Below are 14,049 nucleotides of genomic sequence, written 5' to 3' on the forward strand. Positions count from 1 at the left end.
TTTACGCGGATTTAGTTTTGTAAAATATTCATTTATAAAGAGTTACGGCCAAAATATTGTTTCTAAAAGAGTTAAGTCCAAGCCTGTGGACTGGGACTTCTGAGTTATTTCTCTACTCTTTTAGTGTAGCGAATTGGATCAAACTCTTTTGCAATCTTTATCTTATTTATTTTGTTTGAGTTATGCGGTTTTGGGGCTTGACACGCATTTTTGCCTTTGTTTTCGAGAAAGAAATTTGCAATCGACATGGAATCAGTTGGATAGAGGCCTCTGTCTATTGCTAGTTTCGGCCTGCTTCGGTATGGAGTGGATGGGAGTGGCGAAGGCCTTTGCAGCGCAGGTGGCCATGAGTCGTTGTTGCGATGGGCAATTTAGAATGAATCAGCCGGAAGCGTTGCGATGTGGCCCTGTCCGAGCGAGGAAATTCTTGATCTTGCATGGATAAATTAAGCCCTAACCGAGTCTTTTTTCAGCGCGCTCGCGTCAGAGAGAGTGTGCAAGGTGGAGCAATCTCGCTGGCAGTTGCGGTGGCCGCTCAGGCCCAGAGCGAGAACGCGGCCATTGCCCAGGGGCTGAAGCGGCAGGACCCCGAACTTCTCGACCAACTCATTGAACTTTATCAACATCGGCTGATGCGTTACCTGCTGTTTTTGACGGGGAAGCGCGAGGTCGCAGAAGACCTGTTTCAAGAGACCTGGATGCGCGTTCTGCTGCGGGGGGCGCAGTATAACGGCAACGCGCGCTTCGATACCTGGCTGTTTACGATTGCACGCAACCTAGTGATCGACCTGTCGCGAAAGCGAACGATGGCGAGCCTCGATGAGATGAGCGAAAGCAAGGAAGACGACCGGCCGTTTGAGGTTGCCATGTCCGGGCCTTCACCGCTGGAGCAGCTTGAGGAGCGGGAGAACTGCGCCGAGGTGGGCGAGGTTCTTCTGAAGCTCGAACCGAACTACCGTGAGGTGCTGGTGCTGCGATTCTATGAGGAGCTTTCGCTTGAAGAGATCGCCGGGGTGACGCGTGCGCAGCTCTCGACGGTGAAGTCGCGGCTTTATCGCGGGCTGGCGGCCTTGAGGCCGGAGATGGAACAGATTCGTGCATCCCGTCCTGTAGTGGAGGCGGTCGTATGAAGAGCATTTTCGATGAGCACTCTTTATTGATGGAGACTGGCCGCTCGCGTGGCGGGCCGGGGTTGCCGAAGATCAATGTGGCGGCGAAGGCCTCGTTGGTGAACCGGACGCACCGCGTAGTGCGGGAGCGGGCGAAGATGCTGGAGGCGCGACGCAGCCGTATCCGGAGCCTATGGATTCCGCTGACCGTAAGTTCCGTGTTTTTGGTGCTGATCTGCTCGGCGGTATGGACGGTTCTGGATGGCTATGAGCTGATCCCGATCGGCGTTCCGGATTCGAGCGCTCAGTTCCTTGTGCTGGCTCTGTGGTTCTTTCCCCTTTCGATGGCGCTGCTGGTGACGGTATGGTTCCGCCGGATGCGTAAACGCTCTGGCGGCGAGACGATGCGATGACCATGCCCTGGAGTCACAAATCGGAGAGAGCGCCGGAGGCGGCGGCGACGGACGAGGACCAGCTTAGCCTGATCCCCGCATGGTCCGTGATTCTGGCGGTGGCCGTCTTCATTGCGATTCAGTATCTGTTTCAGGTGGTCATGCCCCATCACCGGCATGAGATGATCCCGATGCGGATCCTGATGGGCTACTCGTGGGGAACCGCGCTTGCGACGTATGTTCTGCTGGTCGGGTATGTCAGCCGCGATGTGAAGCGACGCAATATGTCTGCGGGATTGTGGATGCTGGTAGTCATCGTCATGCCGGGCGGCATTGGGGCCGTGGTGTATTTTCTTCTGCGTCAGCCAATTCTTTCGCGCTGCCCGCATTGCAGTACGGAGATTACGTCGGGCATTCACTTTTGCCCGCAGTGCCAGTTCCAGGTGGCCCCGGTATGCGGGCGCTGCTTTCGCGGCGTGCAGATCACGGATGTTTATTGCACCCAGTGCGGACATGACCTTGCCGAAGACCAGGCACCGGCGCGTCTACGCGTCTACAGCGACTAAGAATTCTATAGCGACTAGTATTGTCGTATGGCATTGACCGCGCTCATCATCGATGACGAACCGCTGGCGCGGCAGGAGCTTCAGTATCTGCTGGAGCGGGGTGGCGGCGTCGAAGTGCTGGCGCACGGTACCAATGGGATCGAGGCTGTGGACCTGATCCAGACGCATAAACCGGATGTGGTGTTTCTCGACGTGCAGATGCCGGGGCTGGACGGGTTTGCCGTGCTGAAGAAGCTGCTCGACCGCAAGGTTCCGATGCCGCAGGTCGTGTTCGCGACAGCCTTCAACCAATACGCCGTGCGCGCGTTTGAGGTGAATGCGGTGGACTATCTGCTGAAGCCCTTTGACCAGAAGCGGGTGATGCAGACGATTGAGAAGGCAGCGGCGCGGCTGGCCACACCCGAGTCGGCCAGCGATGCCAAGCTGGATGCGCTGCTGCGACTGATGGAGGAGCAATCGCAGGGAGGGAAGACGCATTCGGGCAAGGTGATTGTGCGGGCGCAGAGCAGACTGCTGCTGGTGAACCAGCGAGAGATCTGCTTCGCTTCGATTGAAGAGGGCACGATTACGGTGGTGACGCCCACGGTGGAGGGACACTCGAACTGCCGGACGCTGGAGGAGCTGATGGACCAGCTCGACCCGGAGACGTTCTGGCGGGCGCACCGCTCGTTTGTGGTGAACATCCAGCATATCCGCGAGGTGGTGCCGTGGTTCAAGTCGAGCTATCAGCTTAGGATGGACGATCCGAAGAAGACGGAGATTCCGGTGAGCCGTGCGCAGACGAAACGGCTGCGGGAGCTGTTCAACCTTTAGCGGGTGATCTGCGCTGATCCCGAGTGAAAATTTTGAATTACCCGGAGTGACGGGAGTTGGCCGTCACTCCGTTCAGAGATTACTTGCTTTTGGCGGGGGCGCCTTCGACGACGATGTTATTGGTAATGCCGAAAGCTCCGGGGGCAGAGTTGGCTTGCATCCCTGCGATCGCAGCATCGCTCTGGTTTGAGACCACGCCGTAGAGGATGACGTTGCCGTTCTTCACGATGATGTGGATGGCGTGGTAGCCAAGGGGAGGACTGGCGGTAACGCCTCCGGCAGCCAGGGCGATGCCCGCGCCGGGACCAATGGCGCGGCCCAGGCTCCCCTGATTGGCGTTATATCTGCGCAGGCTGGGGGCAGTGTAGATGCGGTTGTAGACGGCGGCGCGGACGCGGTCGTCGTTCGGCGAGTTGGGCAAGACTTCGATATTGTTCTCGACCGAGGCGATGCCGGGGATGCCTTTGACGGCGCGGCCAGCCTCATCCTTGAGGGTGGGGCGGGAGGCGTAACCGTTGAGCACAAGGGTTTTGCCGTGGATGCCGAAGGTGATCCAGTCGAAGACGGCGTAGTCGGTGAGGCCGCCGATCTTCTTCTGAACATCTTGAATGATGCGAACCGTGTCGTCCTGCGACCAGGTGGAACTGGACTGGGTGCTCTGAGCGAGGACCGGAGCGGCGGAGATGGTGAAGGTGACTAAAGCGGCGGCTGCAATCGTTAGAAATTTCGAATGTGCCATTATTTGTCTCCCGTAGCAGATGAAGTTTGCGGTCTGGAAAAAGATACTGCCGGAGGGGGGCCGAGTCCAGCGTTTTTAGCTGACAGCTTTGAGAATCTCATCAAGATCGGCGGAGATCTGCGCGATGGTATTGATGATGCTGTCCATTTTCTTCAGATTGTCGATGACCTGCTGGAGTTGCTTGATGGCCTGTTGAATCTGGACGGTAAGTGCCTGGAAGCTGGCGTCGTCGGCCTGAATGGTGGCGGCGACGAGTGTGCGCTGCTGGTCGTCGAGATGCTTTCGCATGGCATAGACCTGCTGCCACTTTGCAGGCTGGTTGATGAGGGTCGGGTCCATCAGGGTGTTGTCCATCTGGGTGAGGGTATTGCCGATGGCGGTCACGAGCTCGGCCTGGGTCATAAGGTCTGCCACCTTTCGTTAATCCTTTTTACTGCTGGTTGATTGAACGCCGTCTGCCAGCGGTTCGACCTCGGCGGCAAAGGATTTCACCGAGGTAACAAGCTCCGCGAGGGCGCGAGGTTTGGCGTCTTTGGGCGCGAGGATGACGGCGACAAGAGCGTCGTGGGACTTTTTGAAGGCCGCGATGGCTGCGGTGGGGTCGGCCCGAGCAACGAGGGCCTGGTTGCGGCGGAATTGCTTGATGCGGTCGCTGAGTTGGAGGAGGTAGTCTTTGTCCGGAGCGGGTTGGGCGATCTCGCGGTTGTAGTCGGTGAAGAGGAGAACGCCCTGAGCGCGCTGGCTGCTCTTCTGGCGTTCGTAGATGGCCTGCGATTCGGTGCCGAGAATGTTGAAGAGCGCGGTGAGCGCGGGGTCATTCTTCTCGATGCTTTGATGAATCTCTTCATGGGTGCGGTGACGCTCGATCAGGCCGAGAATGATGCCTGCGGCTGAGGCCGCGCTGGAGATGGGGCCGGCGTAATCTGCCGTGGCGGGAATGAGGTGCCGGCCTGCAGCGGCGGTCTGGGCGTCGGTGGCGAGGGTCGAAAAGCTGGTGCTGGCGGCGGTGGCATCCGCTACGATTTGCCCTTCCTCTTTGCCCTGGGCGAGTGTGGCCAGAGCGGAGGTGTATTGCGCGAGGGCGCGGATGGCGTCGGAGCGGAGCTTGAGCTCTTCGGAGGTAATGACGGCGCGACTGTCGATCTCAGAAGGGCTGAGCGGGGCGTGATCGAAGGCCTGGGCATCGATGTAGTGCTCGTACTCGACCAGATTGGCGTTGGTCAGCAGCGTTTGGAAGGCCTGGGAGAGGGTATCCGCGGACCGCTGAAATTGTTTGACGACTGGGGTGTAGTCCTGGTCAGGGACGCAGCCCATCAGAAAGAGCAGGACCAGCATTGCGAGCAGTGTTTTTCGATGTGCCTGAAGCTGGCGAGGAATCGTCATCGCAGTGCATCTCCGTAAGAGAAGCGAGTAAAGAAGCAACTATGGTGGAAGAGTTAGGATCGTGCAAGGGAAAACTGCCGCAACAGATGTTCTTTTATTGGAGGGCCGGATGAAGCGATGGACTTTGCGGGTTTTGTTAGCGGTGGTGGTGTTGGCGGCGTTGCTCTATGTCGGAGACTGGGTGGTATTCCGGGTTCGAAGAGGGCCGGTTGGGGTGGTGCAGGTGAACCAGTTGCTGGCTACTCCGCTGAAGGGGAACAAGATGGAGTACGACTTCATGGGCGTGGTGCCGGTAAATTGTAGCCGGTCAATCTTTCCCCAGAAGGGGAACGACGTCTGCTGGTGGCTGGAGCGGCATAAGACGCAGTGGGAGTAAGGCATCAAGGTCGGCACTGAGCGGCTATTCGTTTGGGTGGAGTGTGCTCGAAGTGGGCTCAACGAAAGACGGGTTGACTGTGGACTGAATAAGCTTCTGGAACTGGTCGAGCGGGCAGCGATTGGTTGCGTCGGTGCTGCAGTTGGGCACGAAGATCGTTGCGATGGATGGAGCGTGGCCGATGGTGAGCGGGGTTTTGTAACGCATCTGGTCCAGCGTCTGGCTCATCATATAGACCTGCAGGTAACAGCGATTTGTGTTTGCATCGCGGTGCAGTTCGAAGACCAGTGCGCTTCCCGGAGGCGTCGCATTCAATGGTTGATCGGGCAACAGCCAATTCAGATGCAGCAGCCCGCCGAGCCAGGTGAGGTTGGAGTCGTGCCCGAGCAGCAGAAGGAAGCGGGTCTGCGGGGAATCAATTGCTCCTCTCACGGTCTTTTCGTCTGCGGCTTGCTGGAGCGTCGCGCCGATATCGCTGGCGAGATTTGAGGCTCCGATCTGCGCAAAGTAGGGCGTTCGCAGAACATAGTCGTGATAGCTGGTGTTCATCGTCATCAGTGCGTTCAGCTCTGAGCGCGAGACGCGCCCCCAGCCAACCTGGGCCATCGGCAGGCCTTCTGTATATTGCAGCAGGAAGTTCTCTGCGAAGTCGGCGCCTTTGCTGACGGGGCCGTCGATCACCACCATATCGGGGATATTTGCGGCCTTCACCGTCGAAGTATCGTTCAGCAGTTTCTCTTTCGTCGAAGATTTGCTGCAGGGGGAACCGTTTCCGCAGTTCAAAAGAATTTGCTGCAGGTCTTCGAGAGGACGCTGGTAGGCCGATGGCCACCACTGCGGATCTCCGCCGAGTCTTCCACGGATAGCGGCTGCCAACTCTTCATGATTGGCGACGCTGGAGAATGCGGCGGCTTCAAAGAGTGGATCGAGACTGCTGGCGTCGTGCACGTGAACTTTTACCGGGCAGTTGGGAGCGAGTCCTTTGAGTACAGCCTGCGCTGAGCTGACCGTGCGCTCGGTGCGATTCGCAGCGGCGAAGATCGAGGTTGAGCAGTTTTGTGGGTCGCGGAAGAGATTGGCGTAACGCTGCCTGTAGAAGCTGCCCGTATTTCTCATGAGGGTTGCGCCGTTTGGCGTGAGCACTCCCGGAGCGACCGGCCAGGTGGGCCACGGCTGCGTGTTGTATTGGCTGGCGCGAGTCTCGCTTTCGATGGGAGCGCGAACGCCGTGGCGGCTCACGACGATTACCATGCGCAATTCGTCGGTCTGCCCGAAAGCAGCCTTGGGAATGAAAGATGCGACGCCAAGAAGGCAGGCAAGAAGAAGATGCAGTCTGCAAGTCACAGCGACCTCCCAGTCGGCAATGGAGCAAATCAAGAATCAGCAAGCATCAGGCAATCGCTTATGCGAGGAAGACGATGCAACTCGCACTTCCAACAGGAGTGTACTGGCCTGTGAAGGTGAGCAGGCCTGTATCGTGGCTCATAGAGAACGAGGTGATGACGTCGCTTTTGCGATTGCAGGCGTATAAAAATTTTCCGCTGGGATCGATGTTGAACTGGCTGGGGTAGTCACCCATGGTGGAGACTTCGCCAAGCGGCTTGAGCCTGCCGTCGTTCTCGATGGAAAAGATGGCGATGGTGTCGTGCAGTCGGTTGGCAGCGTAGAGAAAGCGTCCGTCAGCCGATACTTTAACACCGGAGGCGAAGCTGGTGCCGGTAAAGCCCGGAGGCAGGGTCGAGATCGTCTGCTGAGATGCGAGCGAGCCGGTCGAGGGATCGTAGTGGAAAAAGGTCAGCGTGGAAGCCTCTTCCTGAATGGAATAGAGCCAGCGGCTGTTGGGATGAAACGCCAGGTGGCGAGGTCCGTCGCCTGTGGGCAGGGAGATGAACGGTGTGGCAGCAGGGGTGAGCTTGCCGTTGCTTTGGTCGAAACGGTGCACGTAGATTCGGTCCTGTCCGAGATCGGTATGCAAGACGAAGCGGTTGTTCGGGTCGGCCTGAATCATGTGCGCGTGGGGAGCGTCGTGGCCGCTCCATGCAAAGCTGCCGGGCGCGGCATTGGTCGGCGTTGTGCTTCCCACTGATCCACTATCGTGTTGAACATTGCTGGCGCGGGCGAGTGAGCCGCCGGGAAGGATGGGGAATACCGCAACGCTTCCGCCGACGTAGTTGGCGACGAAGACATACTTTCCGTCGGCGTCGGTCGAGAGGTAAGCGGGGCCGCCGCCTTCGGAGCTTACGGTGTTGAGGAAGCGCAGATCGCCGCTGACGCGGTCTACCGCGTAGGCGCTGACCGATCCATTGGTGCCGTTAAAGTTTGTGACCTCGTTGGCCGCGTAGAGGTAGCGCCCGGAAGGATGAAGAGAGAGCCAGGAGGGGCTGGCTGTTGTGGCCGCGAGCTTGAGCAAAGTGAGCGCTCCAGTCTGCTGATCCATCTCGAACAGGTAGATCCCCTTTCCGTTGCTGCCATCGCCAACTGCTCCCGTGTAGCAGCCGACGTAGGCTAAGGTTCTGCCGCTGCGAGCGCTGCGGTTGGAGCCCTGCGCAACTGCGGAGACAGAGGAGGCTATTGAAAGGGCGGCAGCGCCTTTCAGGAATCCGCGCCGCGAGATGGGTTCCTTGATACTGACCTGCTTGACGAGATCTTCGGATGTCATTTATTTCCTCCTCTGTTGATGGGTCAAATCTATTTTGCGCGCGCGGATCAGGTCGCTACCGATAGAGCCAGGGTCAGCAGTAACGCAACAACCGAGATGATGGTCTCGCAGACGGACCAGGTTTTGATCGTGTCGGCGACGCTCATGTTGAAGTACTCCTTGACCAGCCAGAAGCCGCCATCGTTGACGTGGGAGAAGAAGAGCGAGCCCGCGCCGGTTGCGATTGCCAATAGCTCAGGCCGCGCGCCCGGTGTGTGCATGGCGATGGGAGCTACGATACCGGCGGCAGTGGTCATGGCCACGGTGGCTGAGCCGGTGGATAGACGAATCAAGGCTGCGACTGTCCAGGCGAGGATAAGAATCGGCACATGCGCATGCAGTGCGACTTCGACGATGGCCTGGGAGACGCCGCTGTCCTGCAGGATGCGACCGAAGCCTCCGCCAGCACCGACCAGCAAGGTGATGGTGGCCGTGGGGGCGAGGCATTCGTTGGAGAATTTAAGGATTGCCTCGCGGTCGAAGCCGCGCATCTTGCCGAGCGTGATGAAACTTACAAGGACGCCGACGAGTAGTGAGATGTCGGCGTTGCCCAGCAGATGCAGACCGCCGTTCAAGGCGCTTTTAGGGCGCGATAGCGTATCGGCCCAACTGCCCACCAGCATTAATGCAACGGGAAGCAATATCGTTGCGAGCGTGAGGCCGAAGCTGGGCAGGCTGCGCTCTTCGCCGTGATCGACGAACTCCGCGGCCATGGGATTATCCAGATCGAGGTGAACGTGGGGGGCGATGAACTTCGCGTAGAGCGGCCCGGCGATCACCACGGTCGGGATGGCGAGCAGCAGAGCGTAGAAGATGGTGCGGCCCATGTCGGCGTTGTAGATCGCCACTGCGACGAGTGCTGCCGGGTGTGGCGGCACCAATCCGTGGACGACGGAGAGCCCGGCGACGAGCGGGAGGCCGACCAAAATCAGCGAGGTGCGCGTGCGCCGGGCCACGGTAAACACGATAGGGATGAGAAGTACGAAGCCGACTTCAAAGAAGACGGGAAGGCCGACGACAAAGCCGATCACCATCATGGCCCAGTGAATGCGCTTTTCGCCGAAGAGGCGGATAAGCGTATAAGCGATGCGGTCGGCACCGCCGGACTCCGCCATCATCTTGCCGAGCATGGTGCCGAGGGCGACCACGATCGCGATGTGCCCCATGGTGCCGCTGAGTCCGGCTTCAAAGGACTGCACAATTGCGTGCAGCGGCATGCCGGTGGCCATCGCCAGGCCGAGCGAGGTGAGGAACAGAACGATGAAGGGGTTCAGCTTGCAGACAGCAATCAGCAGGATGAGCGTGATGACCGCAACCGATGCCGAGATAAGCAGAACGATCGCATGGTGGTCGATCATAGGCTTGGAACCATCGAATTTCCTTTGAGCAAAGTAGATCTTACAAATGAGTTAAGAGCGGAGGACTCTGAGCGCTAAGCTGTGGGTTCCTTGTACGCGACGCAATCGAGCTCTACCTTGCAGTCGACGACCATGCTCGAAACGACACAGGCACGCGCTGGCGGATTTTCGCCGAAGTATTCCCGGAAGACTCCGTTGAAAGATTGGAAGTCACGAGCGTCGTCGAGCCACACGCCGCAGCGGACGATGTGCTCCGGCCCGTAGCCCGCCTCCTGCAATATTGCCAAAATATTGCGAATCGCCTGATGCGACTGGACGATGATGTTTCCGACGACGACTTCCCCGTTGACCATGGGAACCTGGCCGGAGACGTATAGCCAACCGTTCGCCTCGACTGCACGGGAAAATGGCAGATGTTGACCACCGGTTCCTTTGCCGCCTTCTACGCCATACCGCTTGATGCTCATTGTCTGCTCCTTTGCTTCTGCTAATGAAGTTGATGCTTAGATCTGTGATGACTGGCGTGGCAGAAATCTTCCGCCTCGTTGACCAGTCGAAGTGCCCTCTCGATATGACAACACACCATTGACCCAGACGGCGGTGATCCCTTCCGCCGGACTGATGGGGCTGATAAATGTTGCGGTGTCTCGTACTGTCTCCGGGTTGAAGAGCACGAGATCAGCGCAGTAGCCTTGCTTGATCAATCCGCGATCAGCCAGCCCAAATCGCGCGGCCGGCATGCCCGTCATTTTATGAATGGCTGTCGCCATGGGGAACAGCTTCAGCTCGCGGCTGTAACGGCCCAGCACGCGAGGGAAGGTTCCCCAGAGTCGCGGATGGGGCAGGGGATCATTGGGCAGGCCATCGGAGCCGATCATGGTTGCGGGGTGGGTGAGGATGCGCCGCATGTCTTCCTCCGAGATGCTGTGATAGATGGCTCCTGCTGGCTGCAGGCGGCGCGCGGCCTCTATCTGTTCGACGTTCCAGCTTGCGGCGATCTGCGCGAGCGTCTTGCCTGCCATCTCCGGATGCGGTTCGCACCACGTGATCATGATCTCGACGCGCTCGTCGACCTGGCGCAGATCGAGTGTGCTGGAGCCGGCGGCGTAGGGGTAGCAATCGCAGCCTACGGGCTGAGCGGCACGGGCCACGTCCAGCGCATGCAGGACTTCTCCGCTGCGCCCCCAGTTGGCGATGCCTGCGCACTTCAGATGGGAGATGACAACCGGCACGTTGCTTTGGCGACCGATATGGAAGGCTTCGTTCATCGCATCGAGAATTCCTTCGGTCTCGGTGCGCATGTGCGTGGTGTAAATCGCACCGGCTGCCGCAAGCAGCTTTGTCAACGACACGACCTCTTCGGTGGGCGCCGCGTTGGCGGAGAGATAGGCCAGACCGGAGCTGAGTCCCAACGCTCCGGCGTGCAGAGCTTCGCTCAACTGCGCCTGCATCTGCTCGATCTCCGCTGGGGTTGCGGCGCGATCGAGGCGATCCATGTGATTGTTGCGCAGGGCAGTATGACCAACCAGTGCGGCTACATTTACCGCGGGCTGCGCTTGTTCGATTGCCGCAACGTACGAGCGGAATGTTGGATAACAAAATACTTCTGCGCTGCCGAGCAGGTTCATCGGGTCAGGCGGAGCGCCAGCGAGTTGCACGGGCGCAGCGCTGATACCGCAGTTGCCGACGACCACGGTTGTGACCCCCTGAGATAGCTTGGGCAGCATCTCCGGAGTGCGGATCACGTTTGTATCATCGTGGGTATGAACGTCGATGAAGCCCGGAGCGAGAACGTGACCGCTGCCGTCTATGAGCTGTCGAGCGTTGTAGTCCGGGATTTGCCCGACGGCACAGATATGTCCACCGTCGATGGCTACGTCGCCGACCGAGGGGTCGCCGCCGCTGCCGTCCATGATGTGCGCGTTGCAGATAAGCGTGTCGCAGAGAGGCATACTATCTTTCTACAGGAAACATTCGGCAGCGCGTCAGAATACCTTGATCGCAACCGTTGCTATCCTATGATCTCCTTGAGGTTTGCTTGATGACAGAGAGAAAAGTTGCGGCTGAGATTTCTGTGCCCGATTCGCGAATTGCCCCCCTAAATAAAGGTCTGGGCTCCTTTGAGTATCCGCTGGAGCCGCAGGAGATTGCGCAGCGGGGATGGAATCTGCTGCGAGAGGACCTGAGCCTGCCGACGGCCGTGCTGTATCAGCAGAAGCTGCTGCATAACCTGAATTGGATGCAGCAATTCATCACGGCCTATGGCGTAAAGCTGGCGCCGCACGGAAAGACGACCATGGCTCCGAAGTTGTTTGATTTGCAACTGAAGGGCGGCGCGTGGGGGATCACGTTGGCTACCGCGCACCAGGTTTCGGTGGCCTATCAGCACGGTGTGCGGCGCATCCTGATGGCGAATCAACTGGTGGGCAAACAGAATATGGAGATCCTATCGAGGCTGCTCGAAGACGAGGGGTTCGATTTTTATTGCCTTGTTGATTCGGCGGAACAGGTGGAGCAGCTCGGCAAGTTCTATCGCGAAAAAGGACAACGGCTGCAGGTTCTGATTGAGCTGGGTGTGGAAGGCGGACGTACGGGCGTTCGTGATGCGGGGCAATTGCAAACGGTCTTGAGTGCTCTTAATACCTGGCGTGAGCAACTGGTGCTTTGCGGAGTAGAGGTCTATGAAGGGGTGCTGAAAGATGAGGCATCCATCCGTGAATTTCTGCAGCGCGCTGTCGACATCACGCGCAAACTTATGCTGGAAAAGCAATTTCGAGGTCAGCGCATTTTGCTTACGGGCGCGGGCTCTGCCTGGTACGACGTGGTCGCCGATGTCTTTTCAAAGGCAGCGCTGGGAGATTCCGTCGATGTGGTGCTGCGGCCCGGATGCTATCTGACCCACGATGTCGGCATATATCGCGAGGCGCAGCAGGAGATTCTGAAGCGCAATCCTATTGCCAGGGAGATGCACTCGAGCCTTCAACCGGCGCTGCAGCTTTGGGCCTATGTCCAGTCCGTTCCGGAAAAAGAGCGAGCGATTGTGGCGCTTGGAAAACGCGATGCCGCGTTCGATGCCGGTCTGCCCACGCCGGTTGTGCGTTATCGGCCGGGAACTGCCGGACCCGTCGCGGTCCCGTCAAGGTGGCAGCTTACGAAGATGATGGACCAGCATGCCTATCTTCAGATTGCTGAAGGGGACGATCTTCGCGTGGGCGATATGCTCGGGTTCGACATCTCGCACCCGTGCCTGACCTTCGACAAGTGGCGTGCTCTGCCGGTGCTGAATGGCGAATACGACGTCGTCGACGTCGTGCAGACCTTTTTCTAGGGTTGGAAGAGTAGTTCGACGATGTAACGTGACAGCTCTTCGGGAGATTGGAAGCTGCGCGGCGTCTCGCTGAAGGACTGCTGTACGGAGAAGGCGTCGTCTGCGGCGACCTCGAAGGTGAAGTGGACCATTTTGCGGTCGAGGTTGAGATCTCCGGCGATGCCGCGGTCTTTGGCGTACTCGAGAACAATGTTGTTGTCGTGATGGATAAGGTGCGCGTCGAACCAGGGGAAGCGGTCGCGGGTGAGCTTAGCGGCGTTGATGTTAACGATCTGGAAGGTGGTGTCTGCGGAGGTCAGATCGCCCTGCAGTTCCCGCCTGATTTCAGCAACGTCCTCTTCGAGGCAGGAGACGAGGGTGGTAAAGAAGGGCATCCCGAGGTTGGCGATGATGCCCGTCTTGTGCTGCTGCCTGCCGTAATCTTCCGCAGCATCGTGGTTCTTCTGCTTAATGTCCTGGGCGAGGTTTGCAATCCACTCTTTAGCCATCTGGTTTAAAGCTCCTCATCCGATCGCATGGCAAGGCGCCTGCATAGGGATGTTCTTGGTTGGACGGCGATAGAGAACGAAAAGCCGCCTGAGAAGATTTTGGTCGTGCCGGATCGAAGGCCAGGCTTTGAGTGCATCCAAAGATTTCCGATGCAGATGGAGGCGTCGAGATCTTGCCTCGAAGAAAGCAGAGTCATACGGGCTGACGACCATGCGCAACAAGCATGTCGAGATCGATGGATCCACTGTCACCTTCAGGTTTCGGGGCAAGAGCGGAGTTAAGCAAAGCGTCGACATCACCGACCGCCGAATCGCGAAAATCGTACAACGTTGCGAGGACCTTCCGGGCTACGATTTGTTTCAGTATGTCGAGAAGGCCCAGCAAGAAGACGAGATAGACGAATTGGAGACGTTGCGGAACGAGGAGACCGCGCTGCTGCAGGTGCTGCAACGGCAGGCTGAGGTTGCAAAGGCTTAGAAGGTCGATGTAGCCGTGCCGTAATGCGGCGTGCGACTTTTCAAGCGATTATTCGTTGGCGATGATCTCGCGGAGGGTGGCGATGCGCTGCTTAATTCCGGCAATCTTGTCGGGCCAGTTGCCGCCTGCATGATCCGGATAGGGAACTCCGGCAGCGTATTCGCGCTCGGCCTCGGCAAGGTGGTCGAGAAGAATTTCGAGTCGTTGCTGCAGTGTTGGGCCGCTCATAAGGAAAGCCTATCACTTCAGCTTTTTTCGCTCACGGGCAAATCGTCCACTGGCTTTCTATTCGCACTCTGGATGAGCTGTCCTGGTGTAAGC

17 protein-coding genes are annotated in these 14,049 nt (G+C 58.4%); 7 read left to right on the plus strand and 10 right to left on the minus strand.

All coding sequences use genetic code 11. The annotated features are described in order from the left end of the window. Positions 1–437: 437 nt before the first annotated feature. The 4 genes from VMU57_RS02680 to VMU57_RS02695 are packed head-to-tail and all read left to right on the plus strand — an operon-like array spanning position 438 to position 2,880. Positions 438–1,130: an RNA polymerase sigma factor gene (locus VMU57_RS02680; protein ID WP_325380517.1), complete on the plus strand. Its 693-nt coding sequence runs from the start codon at positions 438–440 to the stop codon at positions 1,128–1,130. Continuing rightward, positions 1,127–1,522, plus strand: coding sequence for a hypothetical protein (locus tag VMU57_RS02685; protein ID WP_325380519.1), 396 nt, complete (start codon positions 1,127–1,129; stop codon positions 1,520–1,522). Before VMU57_RS02680 ends, VMU57_RS02685 begins: the two co-directional genes overlap by 4 nt. Positions 1,523–1,524: 2 nt before the next feature. Further along, entirely contained in the window at positions 1,525–2,067 is a 543-nt protein-coding gene (locus VMU57_RS02690) for a zinc ribbon domain-containing protein (protein WP_325380521.1), read from the plus strand. A gap of 27 nt (positions 2,068–2,094) precedes the next feature. Continuing rightward, positions 2,095–2,880 (plus strand): LytTR family DNA-binding domain-containing protein, encoded by a 786-nt coding sequence (locus VMU57_RS02695; RefSeq protein ID WP_325380523.1) that lies wholly within the window; start codon positions 2,095–2,097, stop codon positions 2,878–2,880. A 79-nt stretch (positions 2,881–2,959) separates the two neighbouring features. Here the strand turns inward: VMU57_RS02695 and VMU57_RS02700 are convergent, their stop codons facing one another. The 3 genes from VMU57_RS02700 to VMU57_RS02710 all read right to left on the minus strand — a co-directional run bounded on the left by VMU57_RS02700 (position 2,960) and on the right by VMU57_RS02710 (position 5,002). Further along, positions 2,960–3,619, minus strand: coding sequence for a BON domain-containing protein (locus VMU57_RS02700; RefSeq protein WP_325380525.1), 660 nt, complete (start codon positions 3,617–3,619; stop codon positions 2,960–2,962). A gap of 75 nt (positions 3,620–3,694) precedes the next feature. Continuing rightward, positions 3,695–4,033 carry a hypothetical protein gene (locus VMU57_RS02705; RefSeq protein ID WP_325380527.1) on the minus strand — a complete coding sequence of 113 codons (339 nt, stop codon included), beginning with the start codon at positions 4,031–4,033 and terminating at the stop codon, positions 3,695–3,697. 6 nt (positions 4,034–4,039) lie between these two features. Next, positions 4,040–5,002, minus strand: a complete 963-nt coding sequence (locus VMU57_RS02710; protein WP_325380529.1) for a hypothetical protein — start codon at positions 5,000–5,002, stop codon at positions 4,040–4,042. Positions 5,003–5,111: 109 nt separating this feature from the next. On the opposite strand from VMU57_RS02710, the gene VMU57_RS02715 reads away from it, so the two are divergent. Beyond that, positions 5,112–5,378: a hypothetical protein gene (locus tag VMU57_RS02715; RefSeq protein WP_325380531.1), complete on the plus strand. Its 267-nt coding sequence runs from the start codon at positions 5,112–5,114 to the stop codon at positions 5,376–5,378. 24 nt (positions 5,379–5,402) lie between these two features. Here the strand turns inward: VMU57_RS02715 and VMU57_RS02720 are convergent, their stop codons facing one another. The 5 genes from VMU57_RS02720 to VMU57_RS02740 all read right to left on the minus strand — a co-directional run bounded on the left by VMU57_RS02720 (position 5,403) and on the right by VMU57_RS02740 (position 11,386). Beyond that, positions 5,403–6,722, minus strand: a complete 1,320-nt coding sequence (locus tag VMU57_RS02720) for a histidine-type phosphatase (protein WP_325380533.1) — start codon at positions 6,720–6,722, stop codon at positions 5,403–5,405. Positions 6,723–6,780: 58 nt separating this feature from the next. Continuing rightward, positions 6,781–8,037, minus strand: a complete 1,257-nt coding sequence (locus tag VMU57_RS02725) for a lactonase family protein (protein ID WP_325380535.1) — start codon at positions 8,035–8,037, stop codon at positions 6,781–6,783. Positions 8,038–8,084: 47 nt separating this feature from the next. Further along, entirely contained in the window at positions 8,085–9,434 is a 1,350-nt protein-coding gene (locus tag VMU57_RS02730; protein WP_325380537.1) for a gluconate:H+ symporter, read from the minus strand. 74 nt (positions 9,435–9,508) lie between these two features. Further along, the gene (locus VMU57_RS02735; protein WP_325380539.1) at positions 9,509–9,901 is read right to left on the minus strand and encodes a RidA family protein; all 393 of its coding nucleotides are present in this window, start codon (positions 9,899–9,901) and stop codon (positions 9,509–9,511) included. A 36-nt stretch (positions 9,902–9,937) separates the two neighbouring features. Next, a complete protein-coding gene (locus VMU57_RS02740; RefSeq protein WP_325380541.1) occupies positions 9,938–11,386 on the minus strand; it encodes a D-aminoacylase in 1,449 nt (482 codons plus the stop codon). 89 nt (positions 11,387–11,475) lie between these two features. On the opposite strand from VMU57_RS02740, the gene VMU57_RS02745 reads away from it, so the two are divergent. Beyond that, complete coding sequence (locus VMU57_RS02745) at positions 11,476–12,762, plus strand: amino acid deaminase (protein WP_325380543.1); 1,287 nt, start codon at positions 11,476–11,478, stop codon at positions 12,760–12,762. Here the strand turns inward: VMU57_RS02745 and VMU57_RS02750 are convergent. Beyond that, positions 12,759–13,250, minus strand: a complete 492-nt coding sequence (locus tag VMU57_RS02750; protein ID WP_325380545.1) for a hypothetical protein — start codon at positions 13,248–13,250, stop codon at positions 12,759–12,761. The genes VMU57_RS02745 and VMU57_RS02750 overlap by 4 nt on opposite strands. Before the next feature lie 211 nt (positions 13,251–13,461). Between VMU57_RS02750 and VMU57_RS02755 the strand changes: the two genes are divergently transcribed. Further along, a complete protein-coding gene (locus VMU57_RS02755; RefSeq protein ID WP_414648600.1) occupies positions 13,462–13,728 on the plus strand; it encodes a hypothetical protein in 267 nt (88 codons plus the stop codon). A 48-nt stretch (positions 13,729–13,776) separates the two neighbouring features. Here VMU57_RS02755 and VMU57_RS02760 read toward each other — a convergent pair whose 3' ends face one another. Next, a complete protein-coding gene (locus VMU57_RS02760) occupies positions 13,777–13,956 on the minus strand; it encodes a hypothetical protein (RefSeq protein WP_325380549.1) in 180 nt (59 codons plus the stop codon). Positions 13,957–14,049: the final 93 nt, after the last annotated feature.

The organism is Edaphobacter sp., assembly GCF_035532915.1.
Taxonomy (GTDB): domain Bacteria; phylum Acidobacteriota; class Terriglobia; order Terriglobales; family Acidobacteriaceae; genus Edaphobacter.

What these genes read in the sequence shown, in the direction of transcription:
- VMU57_RS02680 (WP_325380517.1), top strand. Translation starts at nt 438, where the DNA reads ATGGATAAATTAAGCCCTAACCGAGTCTTTTTTCAGCGCGCTCGCGTC.
- VMU57_RS02685 (WP_325380519.1), top strand. Translation starts at nt 1,127, where the DNA reads ATGAAGAGCATTTTCGATGAGCACTCTTTATTGATGGAGACTGGCCGC.
- VMU57_RS02690 (WP_325380521.1), top strand. Translation starts at nt 1,525, where the DNA reads ATGCCCTGGAGTCACAAATCGGAGAGAGCGCCGGAGGCGGCGGCGACG.
- VMU57_RS02695 (WP_325380523.1), top strand. Translation starts at nt 2,095, where the DNA reads ATGGCATTGACCGCGCTCATCATCGATGACGAACCGCTGGCGCGGCAG.
- VMU57_RS02700 (WP_325380525.1), bottom strand. Translation starts at nt 3,619, where the DNA reads ATGGCACATTCGAAATTTCTAACGATTGCAGCCGCCGCTTTAGTCACC.
- VMU57_RS02710 (WP_325380529.1), bottom strand. Translation starts at nt 5,002, where the DNA reads ATGACGATTCCTCGCCAGCTTCAGGCACATCGAAAAACACTGCTCGCA.
- VMU57_RS02715 (WP_325380531.1), top strand. Translation starts at nt 5,112, where the DNA reads ATGAAGCGATGGACTTTGCGGGTTTTGTTAGCGGTGGTGGTGTTGGCG.
- VMU57_RS02725 (WP_325380535.1), bottom strand. Translation starts at nt 8,037, where the DNA reads ATGACATCCGAAGATCTCGTCAAGCAGGTCAGTATCAAGGAACCCATC.
- VMU57_RS02730 (WP_325380537.1), bottom strand. Translation starts at nt 9,434, where the DNA reads ATGATCGACCACCATGCGATCGTTCTGCTTATCTCGGCATCGGTTGCG.
- VMU57_RS02735 (WP_325380539.1), bottom strand. Translation starts at nt 9,901, where the DNA reads ATGAGCATCAAGCGGTATGGCGTAGAAGGCGGCAAAGGAACCGGTGGT.
- VMU57_RS02740 (WP_325380541.1), bottom strand. Translation starts at nt 11,386, where the DNA reads ATGCCTCTCTGCGACACGCTTATCTGCAACGCGCACATCATGGACGGC.
- VMU57_RS02745 (WP_325380543.1), top strand. Translation starts at nt 11,476, where the DNA reads ATGACAGAGAGAAAAGTTGCGGCTGAGATTTCTGTGCCCGATTCGCGA.
- VMU57_RS02750 (WP_325380545.1), bottom strand. Translation starts at nt 13,250, where the DNA reads ATGGCTAAAGAGTGGATTGCAAACCTCGCCCAGGACATTAAGCAGAAG.
- VMU57_RS02755 (WP_414648600.1), top strand. Translation starts at nt 13,462, where the DNA reads ATGCGCAACAAGCATGTCGAGATCGATGGATCCACTGTCACCTTCAGG.
- VMU57_RS02760 (WP_325380549.1), bottom strand. Translation starts at nt 13,956, where the DNA reads ATGAGCGGCCCAACACTGCAGCAACGACTCGAAATTCTTCTCGACCAC.